This window comes from Lishizhenia sp., from assembly GCF_033720595.1.
Classification (GTDB): domain Bacteria; phylum Bacteroidota; class Bacteroidia; order Flavobacteriales_D; family Crocinitomicaceae; genus Lishizhenia.
The window spans coordinates 1-10,231 of sequence record NZ_JAWWCF010000111.1 but is presented as its reverse complement, the minus strand read 5'-3'; the positions used below and the strand labels follow the sequence as shown (position 1 = coordinate 10,231).

At 38.0% G+C, this 10,231-nt stretch carries 10 protein-coding genes; 7 read left to right on the top strand and 3 right to left on the bottom strand.

Going from position 1 to position 10,231, the window contains the following annotated elements:
• The 4 genes from R3333_RS09060 to R3333_RS09045 form a co-directional block, all read left to right on the top strand.
• Positions 1-3,423: T9SS type A sorting domain-containing protein (locus tag R3333_RS09060; RefSeq protein WP_318958468.1), on the top strand; the 3,423-nt coding region annotated here is incomplete at its 5' end.
• A gap of 84 nt (positions 3,424-3,507) precedes the next feature.
• Positions 3,508-3,822, top strand: coding sequence for an antibiotic biosynthesis monooxygenase (locus R3333_RS09055; RefSeq protein WP_318958467.1), 315 nt, complete (start codon positions 3,508-3,510; stop codon positions 3,820-3,822).
• Positions 3,823-3,824: 2 nt separating this feature from the next.
• Positions 3,825-4,184, top strand: a complete 360-nt coding sequence (locus R3333_RS09050) for a DUF1801 domain-containing protein (RefSeq protein WP_318958466.1) — start codon at positions 3,825-3,827, stop codon at positions 4,182-4,184.
• Positions 4,165-4,692, top strand: a complete 528-nt coding sequence (locus R3333_RS09045) for a hypothetical protein (RefSeq protein ID WP_318958465.1) — start codon at positions 4,165-4,167, stop codon at positions 4,690-4,692. The genes R3333_RS09050 and R3333_RS09045 overlap by 20 nt, the downstream gene beginning before the upstream one ends.
• Here R3333_RS09045 and R3333_RS09040 read toward each other — a convergent pair.
• Together R3333_RS09040 and R3333_RS09035 are read right to left on the bottom strand one after the other, a co-directional pair.
• Complete coding sequence (locus R3333_RS09040; protein WP_318958464.1) at positions 4,684-5,286, bottom strand: hypothetical protein; 603 nt, start codon at positions 5,284-5,286, stop codon at positions 4,684-4,686. The two genes, R3333_RS09045 and R3333_RS09040, sit on opposite strands and share 9 nt — an antisense overlap.
• Positions 5,283-5,780, bottom strand: coding sequence for a C40 family peptidase (locus R3333_RS09035; RefSeq protein ID WP_318958463.1), 498 nt, complete (start codon positions 5,778-5,780; stop codon positions 5,283-5,285). The genes R3333_RS09040 and R3333_RS09035 overlap by 4 nt, the downstream gene beginning before the upstream one ends.
• Before the next feature lie 205 nt (positions 5,781-5,985).
• On the opposite strand from R3333_RS09035, the gene R3333_RS09030 reads away from it, so the two are divergent.
• The 3 genes from R3333_RS09030 (at position 5,986) to R3333_RS09020 (ending at position 9,013) form a co-directional block, all read left to right on the top strand.
• Complete coding sequence (locus R3333_RS09030) at positions 5,986-7,002, top strand: WYL domain-containing protein (RefSeq protein WP_318958462.1); 1,017 nt, start codon at positions 5,986-5,988, stop codon at positions 7,000-7,002.
• A gap of 84 nt (positions 7,003-7,086) precedes the next feature.
• Positions 7,087-7,860 (top strand): enoyl-CoA hydratase-related protein, encoded by a 774-nt coding sequence (locus tag R3333_RS09025; protein ID WP_318958461.1) that lies wholly within the window; start codon positions 7,087-7,089, stop codon positions 7,858-7,860.
• A 10-nt stretch (positions 7,861-7,870) separates the two neighbouring features.
• On the top strand, positions 7,871-9,013 hold the full coding sequence (locus tag R3333_RS09020) for a 3-hydroxyacyl-CoA dehydrogenase NAD-binding domain-containing protein (RefSeq protein WP_318958469.1): 1,143 nt from the start codon (positions 7,871-7,873) through the stop codon (positions 9,011-9,013).
• A gap of 60 nt (positions 9,014-9,073) precedes the next feature.
• Here the strand turns inward: R3333_RS09020 and R3333_RS09015 are convergent, their stop codons facing one another.
• Positions 9,074-10,003: a hypothetical protein gene (locus R3333_RS09015; RefSeq protein WP_318958460.1), complete on the bottom strand. Its 930-nt coding sequence runs from the start codon at positions 10,001-10,003 to the stop codon at positions 9,074-9,076.
• Between the last annotated feature and the right edge of the window lie 228 nt (positions 10,004-10,231).

Sequence of the window (10,231 nt, the reverse complement as noted above, 5' to 3'; positions counted from 1 at the left end):
GCAGTGAATTCAACCTTCACAAATAATATTGCGAACCGAGCAGGTGGAGCAATTGAGGCAGTTGCTGGTACAACGGTTACTTTAACTGCGTGTAGCTTATCAAATAACAATGCTGGTGTTAGTCCGGCAACGCCTGTGCCAGGTAATGGAGGTGCATTGCATATTACGGGTGCAGGAACGGCTGTAATCACAGGAGGTACCTACGCCAACAACATGGCTGCCGCAGAAGGTGGGGCACTTTGGAATGGATCAGGAACCATGACCATAGATGGTGCGACCATTACAGGAAATACTGCTTCAGGAGATGCAGCAGACAACGGAGGTGGAGGTATATACAACCTCAATAACGGAACATTAAATATTTCCAATGCTATCATTACTAATAATAACGCTGATGGAGCCGCTGGTTCTGGAGGTGGGATATTAAATGATGTGGATGCAACTTTATCTATCACAAATACGGTAATTACAGGGAACTCTGCGCTAAGAGCAGGAGGGGGAATTGAAGGTGTTGCTTCGGCAGGATCAAATTCAATTACCCTCTCTGGGGTTACATTAAACAATAATATGGCTTCATCAGCTCCAGGAAATGGAGGTGGTTTACACATGACAGGTCCCGGAACGATTAATATTACTGGAGGAACAGTGAATGGAAACACGGCTGGATTAGAAGGTGGTGGATTATGGAATGGAACGGGAACGATGACCATAGATGGTACGAGTATTTCTGGTAATACGGCTTCAGGAGCAGCTGCCGATAATGGTGGTGGAGGAATCTATAACCTTTCTGGAGGAACACTTATGATCATGAATGCGAGTATTGCTAATAACAATGCTGATGGTGCTTCGGGATCAGGTGGAGGAATCTTAAATGACGTGAATGCTTCTTTAACAGTAGACAATACTTCCATTACGGGTAACTCAGCGTTAAGAGCAGGAGGAGGAATTGAAGGAGTTGCCACTGGTGGTTCCAATGACATTATACTAACAAACGTCAATCTGAACAATAACATGGCCTTATCTGCTCCAGGTAATGGTGGTGGATTACACATGACCGGTCCAGGTACAATAGATATTACCGGAGGAACCGTAAATGGAAATACAGCAGGTTCTGAAGGTGGAGGTCTTTGGAATGGTGTGGGAACTATGAATATTGATGGAACTACTATTTCTGGAAATACGGCATCTGGAGATTTAGCAGACAATGGTGGTGGAGGAATCTACAACCTCAATAACGGAACATTAAATGTTTCGAATGCGGTCATCACAAATAATTCAGCCGATGGAGCTTCTGGTTCTGGGGGTGGAATATTGAATGATGTAGGCGCTATACTAACAGTAAACAACTCTTTCATTACCGCTAATTCAGCTTCAAGAGCTGGAGGTGGTATTGAAGGAAATGCAACAGGAGGAACTTCTTTTGTAACACTCAATAATGTTAATTTAAATAATAATATGGCCCTATCTGCTCCCGGAAACGGTGGTGGATTACACATGACGGGTGCTGGAGTTATCGCAATTACTGGAGGAACGGTAAATGGCAATACTGCCGGTTCTGAAGGTGGTGGGCTATGGAATGGTTCAGGTTCAATGGATATTGATGGAACTACCATTTCTGGAAATATAGCTTCTGGCGATGCCGCAGATAATGGTGGTGGTGGAATCTATAATTTTAATGGAGGTGACCTCACGATTATAAATGCAATTATTTCAAATAACTCTGCCGATGGAGCTGCTGGTTCTGGTGGTGGAATATTAAATGATGTAGGGTCTGATTTGAGCATCAGTAATTCGAGTATAACCTTAAATTCAGCAATGCGAGCTGGAGGGGGAATTGAAGATAATTCAGGAGGAAGTACTTTGATGCTTTCAAATGTAAACTTAGACAATAACTCTGCTTTGTCAGCCCCTGGAAACGGAGGTGGATTACACATCACGGGTGCAGGTAATGTATCGATTATTGGAGGAACTGTTAATGGGAATTCAGCTGGTTTAGAAGGAGGAGGACTCTGGAATGGGTCAGGAACCATGACGGTGAACAACACAGAAATCATGAACAATGTAGCCCTCGGAGCCGCTGCTGACGATGGAGGAGCTGCCATTTTTAACGTATCTGGTATATTGGATCTTGTTGCTTTAGATATAGAAAGTAATATGGCAACGGGAACTTCTGCCTCTGGAGGAGCTATTTTGAGTTTAGATGGTGATGTAAGTATACTAAACTCAAACTTTTTTGCCAATGCGGCGAATAGAGCTGGAGGAGCCATTGAATTGGTAAATGGAACCTTGGATATTACAGCATGTGATTTTATTGATAATGATGTAGATGGAACTGCAGGTACCCCTGCGCCGGGTAATGGTGGTGCTATTCATATTACTGGTATGGCAGACATTACTATAAACGGTGGATCTTTCGAGAATAATGTTGCTGGAAGAGAAGGAGGAGCCTTGTGGAATCAGACGGGTTCTACCATGACCTTAACTGAAGTAAATATTGATGGAAACCAAGCCAATGGTGATGGAGAAAGCTTTGGTGGTGGAGGAATATTCGTCAACGGAGGAGATGTTATTATTAATGCATCTACTTTGATAAATAACGTTTCAAATGGAGCCTTAGGAAATGGCGGTGCTATACATATTAAGTCTGGTAGCGCAACGGTTATGACTTCAACAATATCAGGAAATTCATCTATGAATCACGGTGGTGGAATTTACTCAGATTCAGAATTGAACATTAATGCTTCGACTATCGTTTATAATTCAGCAAGTAACGAAGGAGGTGGTGTGGCAAATAACAGCCTTACGGTTCCTTCATTAAAAAATACAATTGTTGCACTTAACGCAGGTTCTAGTGCAGATTTATATACTTCTACATCACCTATCACCAGTGATGGATACAACTTAATCGGTGTTCTTGAGGTAAGTACCCTTGCAACTGCAATGGGGGATATCACAGGAACGGTCACTCTCCCTGTAAACCCAGTTATCTCTCCATTGGCTTTTAATGGAGGGGTAACTTTAAGTCATAGTTTGGCTGTAGGGAGTCCAGCATACAATGCAGGTGCACCTTCGGATATGTTTGTAGATCAACATGGTAATGCAGTTTATGACGGAACAAGAGATATAGGTGCGGTTGAAGCTCAAAATATTTTATTGAATGTGGAGGAAGACCTTGAGCAATTTGGAATTTCAGTTTATCCTAACCCTGTAACATCGGGTGTTTTAAATGTGAAAATGGTACAGCTAGACGGAGAAGTTTTACAAGGAAAGCTTATAGAGATGTCTACCGGTAAAATAGTTCAGGTGTTCAAATTAAATCAAATGCATACCAAAATCGATGTAGGTGAATTAGCGAAAGGATTATACATATTACAGCTAGATAACGACGACGAATCGGCTAACTTTAAGTTTGTACTTCAGTAAAATTAGTAGCCGCTTAAATTGATGAGAGATCTTCGAAAGAAGATCTCTTTTTTGTTTGTAGATTTGGTAAAAATCTTTTCAAGGATGATAGCAGAAACTCCCAAACCGCCCTATTATGCGGTAATCTTTACTTCAACTCGAACTGAGGTAGTAGAGAATTACAAAGAAATGAATGAAGCCATTGAAGAAGCCGTAAAAGATGCTGATGGTTTTTTAGGCGTTGAAGCATGCCGAGAAGAGGTGGGAATTAGCGTATCTTATTGGAAGGATTTGGAATCTATTCGCAAATGGAAAAATAACCCCTTGCATTCACTTGCCAAAGAGAAGGGGAAATCAGCTTGGTTTGCCACGTTTAAAACGAGAATTGCCAAGGTTGAGATGGATTACGATTTCCTGTAGCCATGGAAGAGAACATCAATATATACTTAAAACAAGATGAACCCTTACAGTCGTGCTGGTTGACCTTAAGGTCAATTATTCGGAAGCATGATGAATTGATTACGGAGTGTGTGAAATATGGATCACCCTGTTTTTTGTATAGAGATAAAATTTTGTGTTACCTCTGGAAGGATAAAAAATCCAATCAACCCTACATCCTTTTTTCTGATGGGAATTCTTTACATCATCCAGTCCTTGATTTTAAAGGGAGAAAAAAGATGAAAAGTATGGAGGTTGATCCCAACAAGGATATTCCAATTGAATTGGTGAAGGAAGTATTAACCCAAGCCATAGCCGTGAAGAATGGAAAACTTTCGAAATAAATTAAAAGTGCTTCTAGAGACCAGTACAGGGCAGGAAAGGAAAGCTCTAGCAAATGAAATGTTGACGCTGGGCTTTGTGCCTTCTCAATTTTCAGACTTTTTTCAAGAGCCTAAATTAGGACGCAGATTGGCATGGATGATAACTGATTTGGCTCATCTCGATGCTGCTTATTTGTCCAAAGACTTATCGGAATTATGGCGCATTTCTCAAACTGTAGAATCGTTCGATTTCAAAAGTTCATTTACAAACTATTGGAGGTATTGTGGTGTACCCATTGCGCAAGAATCTGAAGCAATCAATTACTTATTGTGTGTATTAGAGGAATCTTCTTATAATACCACTACCAAATCAAGAGCATTATGGGTGATGGAATTATTAATAGGAAAGTACCCAGTTTTAGCTCGAGAATTGAAAGCAGTACTTCGTGCTAATTACATTCACTACGAAAAGGGAATGCAACAAAGGGTTCATAAATTTTTACGGCAAAAAAAAAGCGAATTATTGTAATTCGCCTTCTTTGTATTTTTGTTCAGAGATTATATTTCCTTCTCTGTCATAAACGAAATAAGATCCATCTAAATATCCATCCTTGTAATTTTCTCTCATATAAATGATAGAATCGGAATTGGGATAGTAACGTATACAAGCTCCGTTATAATTAAATCCATATAAGGTTTTTTGTTGGATACTCGCTTCTGGATCAACCACTTTTAAAGAGTCACAATTACATTCAAAGGCATTAGCTTTTGTTTGGCCAAGGTATCTTCCATCCTTATATAAGGTAAATTCTAGGGTGTCTCCCGAAGGTGAATAAACAATGTATGCACCGTGTAATCTTCCTTTAAAAATTTGCTTTGCTTCCAAAATCTTTTCAGGTTCATTGGCGTAATAGGAATAACAAGTTCCCGTATATAAGGTATCCGCCATAAGGTATTCTCCTTGTCCATTCTTTACCAAACTATCGCAGTCACAAGAGGCTAGATTTTCGTACACTTCAAATTCTCCAAGCATTAATTTAGATTTTGCTTCACCATAGGTCAAGCTGTCATCCTGACAAGAAAATAGAGTGATTAATAAAAGGGCAAAAACAGTAATTCTCATGGTAGTATTCTCAATGTTTTAATATAACGCTTTCTGTACCCAGTAGTGTATAATTTACTTTCTACAACGCCACTGTGTTTTTTAGATGACGACGAATGTATAAAAATGATTTCATTTTCTGTGATGTTTGTAACGATTCCTAGATGCCCCGGTTTTCTAATCGCAGCATTTGTACCTGTAAATACAAGAATGTCGCCAATTTGAATTTCATTCAATGGAATGGTATCCTCAAATGGATGATAAGATGAAGATGTTCGAGGTAGCTTGCATTCAAAATTTTTAAAGACAAAATATACAAACCTAGAACAGTCAAAACCTTTTGGGTTCGTACCTCCATATTTGTAGGGTGTACCTAAGTATTTTAGGGCAAAGTTCACAATACTATCGTTCCAACAAACACTGTCGCCTAAAAAGGCTGTACTGTCTGGTTCAATTTCTTTAGAGTAACCTGTTGTAATTACAAACAAAGAAATAAGTAGAATGAGTTTTTTCATGGATTAAAATTACAAATTGTTCAGCTGTAAAACGGTTGTTAATGGAAAAGTAACAAGAAAATGAGCGCTATTCTCATGTATTAATTTTACATGAATTTATAGGAAAAGCAGGTCTTTACTGTTAAATGTAAAAGCTTTCTCTTATTTTTGATGAGCGCTGATTTTTGGCGCGATATTCAGGAAAAGAACGAAAGAAAATTTCATCATGCCTCACATTAAAAATGCACTTATTCGTTACAGAATTATTGATAAATGTTTACGTAACAAATACAAACCCTTTCCAAGTAAACAAGATTTAAGACAAGCTTGTGAGGAAGCGTTATATGGAGATTCTACAGGTGAGAATATTTGTGATTCAACGATAGAAAAAGACATGTTCGCTATGCGTATGGAACATGATGCTCCTATTAAATATTCGAAAAGAGACAGAGGGTACTATTACACAGAGGATGATTTTACCATCAATGAAATTCCGTTATCTGAAGATGATGTGCAAGCAATTAAGTTTGCGGCAAATACACTTGTACAGTTTAGAGATGTGGATATGTTTAAGCAGTTTGGTTCTGCTTTAGATAAGATCTTTGATCGTGTAAATATTTCCAATAATCCGAACGATAAGGAACTGGATAATTACGTACAGTTTGAAACGGTAACCGAATTTAAAGGAAGTGATTTTTTAAGTCCTTTGTTGAAAGCAATTAAGGAACAAAAAGTAGTTTACTTCGATTATGAAAGCTTTGTTTCTGGGAAAAAGAAAAGACGTAAGGTTACTCCTTTGTTATTGAAAGAATATAGGAATAGATGGTATTTAATTGCTTTTGACTTGGTCAAAGATGCTATCATCACCTATGGTTTAGATAGAATGATGGATTTGGAGCTTTCTGAGGAAACAGGAAAACAACCAACGAATTTTAATGCAGAATTGTTCTTCAAACATTCAGTAGGTATTACAGCTAACGAAAACAGTCCAGAGCTAATTAAGTTCAAGGCCAATAACGTCGCTGCAAAATATATTGCATCTCAACCTTTTCATGCTTCGCAAAAAGTAGTGAAAGAAGGGAAGAAGCGTACAACCTTCGAATTAGAGGTATTGATTTCAGAAGAATTGATTCGTCAATTGGTAAGTTACGCTTTTGAAATAGAGGTGGTGAAGCCATTGTGGTTGAGAGATGAATTAGCAATGCGTTTTCAACAATCTGTAGAATTATATAATAACATATAGTATTGTGAAGTAGTAAAATGTTGCATCTGCAGTAAATATTGGCTTTTGCATTCATTTTGGCTATTTTCGCCCAAAAGAATAATCATGGTTTTAGATATACAAAATAATGGAGGTGTTCGTACGATCACTTTCAACCGTCCGAAGGTATTTAATAGTTTTAACCAAGCTATGGCAATGGCTTTGCAAGAAGAGTTAGATGCTTGTGCTACGGATGATAGCGTAAGATGTGTAGTGTTAACAGGAGCAGGAAAAGCGTTTTGTGCTGGTCAAGATTTGGCAGAGGCTACGGATCCGAACGGACCAGAATTGAAGTCTATCGTAGCCAAACACTACAATCCGATTATTGAAAAAATTAGAAATTTAGAAAAACCAGTTATTGCTGCAGTTAATGGAGTAGCGGCAGGTGCAGGTGCAAACATTGCATTGGCGTGTGATATTGTTTTTGCCAAAGAAAGTGCAAGCTTTATCCAGGCTTTTTCTAAAATAGGTTTAATACCAGATTCAGGAGGAACCTTCTTCTTGCCACGTTTAATTGGTGCGCAAAAAGCTATGGCATTGATGATGACGGGAGATAAAGTAAGTGCAGCTGAAGCTGAAAAGCTAAACATGATTTACAAAGTATTGGGAGAAGAAACTTTCGAAGAGGAAGTTACTGCTTTTGCTGGTAAATTAGCGCTTATGCCAACCAGAGGTTTAGGACTTACTAAAAAGGCTATCAACCAAAGTTTTACGAACGATTTAACACAGCAGTTAGCTGTTGAAGAAGAGTTACAGGCAGAAGCAGGGCAAACCCATGACTTTAATGAAGGTACAAGTGCGTTCTTAGAGAAAAGAAAACCAGAATTTACAGGAAAATAATATTGAAATGATAGAAGTAGGAGTTTTAGGAGCAGGTACAATGGGAGCAGGTATTGCTCAGGTTGCTGCTCAAGCCGGACACCAAGTAAACTTAATAGATGTTAATGCTGATGCTTTAAAAAGAGCAAAGGCAAGCATGGAAAAGATTTTTAATCGACTAGTTGAAAAAGGAAAATATTCTGCAGAAGAAGCAGAAATTATTTTAGACCGTATCAACTATTCTGGAGATAGAAACGATTTTCAAAATTGTGGATTAATCATAGAGGCAATTGTTGAAAACCTTGAGGTGAAGCACAAGATGTTTAAACAAATGGAATCTATCGTGAGCGATGATTGTATTTTGGCTTCGAACACTTCTTCTCTTTCTGTTGCTTCTATTGGGTCTGTTTTGGAGAACCCAAGTAGAATGATAGGAATTCACTTTTTTAACCCTGCACCATTAATGCCTTTGGTAGAAATTATACCAGCGGTTCAAACAAGTGAAGCGGTAACTAAAGAGGCCAGAGCTATCATTGACTCATGGAAGAAAGTTACAGTCTTGGCAAAAGACACTCCTGGGTTTATCGTGAACCGTGTAGCACGTCCTTTCTACGGAGAAGCTTTACGTATTTATGAAGAAGGTGTAGCAGATTTTGCGACTATCGACTGGGCAATGACTGAGTTAGGTGGATTTAGAATGGGACCATTTACTTTAATGGATTACATTGGAAATGACATCAACTATACGGTTACAGAAACAGTATTTAAATCTTTCTATTACGATCCACGTTACAAGCCGAGTTTTACACAAAAACGTCACGCTGAAGCAGGATACTTAGGTAGAAAATCAGGTAGAGGTTACTTTGACTATGCTGAAGGAGCAGTGAAACCAGAGCCAGTTAAAGATGAGGTGTTAGGAAGAAAAATCTTAAACAGAATTTTGGCTATGTTGATCAATGAGGCCGTGGATGCTTTGTTCTTAAACATCGCCTCTAAAGAAGACATAGATTTAGCCATGACAAAAGGGGTGAACTACCCGAAAGGATTGTTGGCTTGGATGGAAGAAATAGGTGAAGAAAATGTATTGAACCAATTACAAGAATTATTCGAGGAATATGGAGAAGACAGATACAGACCTAGTCCATTGTTAAAGCGAATGGTAAGAGAAAAATAAAGAATACTAAAAAGCCCCGATGCAAAATCGGGGCTTTTTTATGTTTCAAGAAAATTCAATTTACTTATTTAGAATGTCTTTGGCACGTTCACTATAAAATCCACCTTGATGCGCAATTTGTTGAAGTAAGGCCCTTGCTTTTTTATTTTGTTTAAGGTCTATATAAGTCAAATAACTCAACCATTCAGCTTCTTCTTTAAAGTTACCATAGCTCAGTGAGTAGGATTTTTCAAAATAATCTAAAGCCACCTTTCCTTCGTTTAAATTGTAGTAACATAAACCACCATAGAAGTGCGCATTTACATCGTTTGGATAATGATCGAGTATTTTATTGAAGCGTACAAGCGCCTTTTTATACATGCCTTTTGAAAAGTAGTACATGCTTTTTTCTAAATATTCGATGTAGGGTATATCTACTTCTTCATACTCGAAATTTTGTTCTGATGTCTGTTGCGCTTCCTGATTCGCAGGAGTACCAGACATTACCAATTTTTCCTCTTTCATTCTTTCCTTTCTGTAAGGACGGTAGTCTACCAGTTTTAAATCATAGAGGTAAATTTCTTTTTTTATCTGATAATTCAACTGAGGTAGCTCTTGCTTATTTAATTCGACCTCTTCAATATTCAATTTATCCATCAATATTTGGGGCTGATGAAGTTCTTCTTCTTCAGAAGTTTTTCCCTTTCTTAACTCAACAAGTTCTGTTCTATCTAGCGTATGTTCTAATTCTTTGGGTTGCAGAACCGCTATAGCTTGTTCATCTTGTTTGTTTTGTTCTTCAACTTTGTTTGTTTCTTTATCTTCTAGAATGGGTTCATCCATTTTAATAGGAGTAGAAACTTCTGTAACCGTTTTAGGGTCTTCTTTGTTTTCTAGATTGATGAATATGAAGAATAAGGTTAAGAGTGCACTACCACCAATTAAGGTGATGGTCCACTTTTTAGAAGAATTTCCTTGACTACGTGCAAATCTCTTGTCCAAAGACTCCATGCTTTTTTGCGCATTATGTCCTTCCCAACCTTCAAAAGCTTCTGTTTCAAAGTTGTCTGAAAGTGCAGCACGTTCAATTTCATTTTTATCTATTGCTTCAAACTAAAATTTTAGAAGATGCCTGGAAGACTCTGATGAGCCATGATCCTGTATTAAAAAAATGGTATTTTGGATGGGCAAATATGCTAATTTATGTAAATAATGAAATTGGAAACGAGCTATACAATC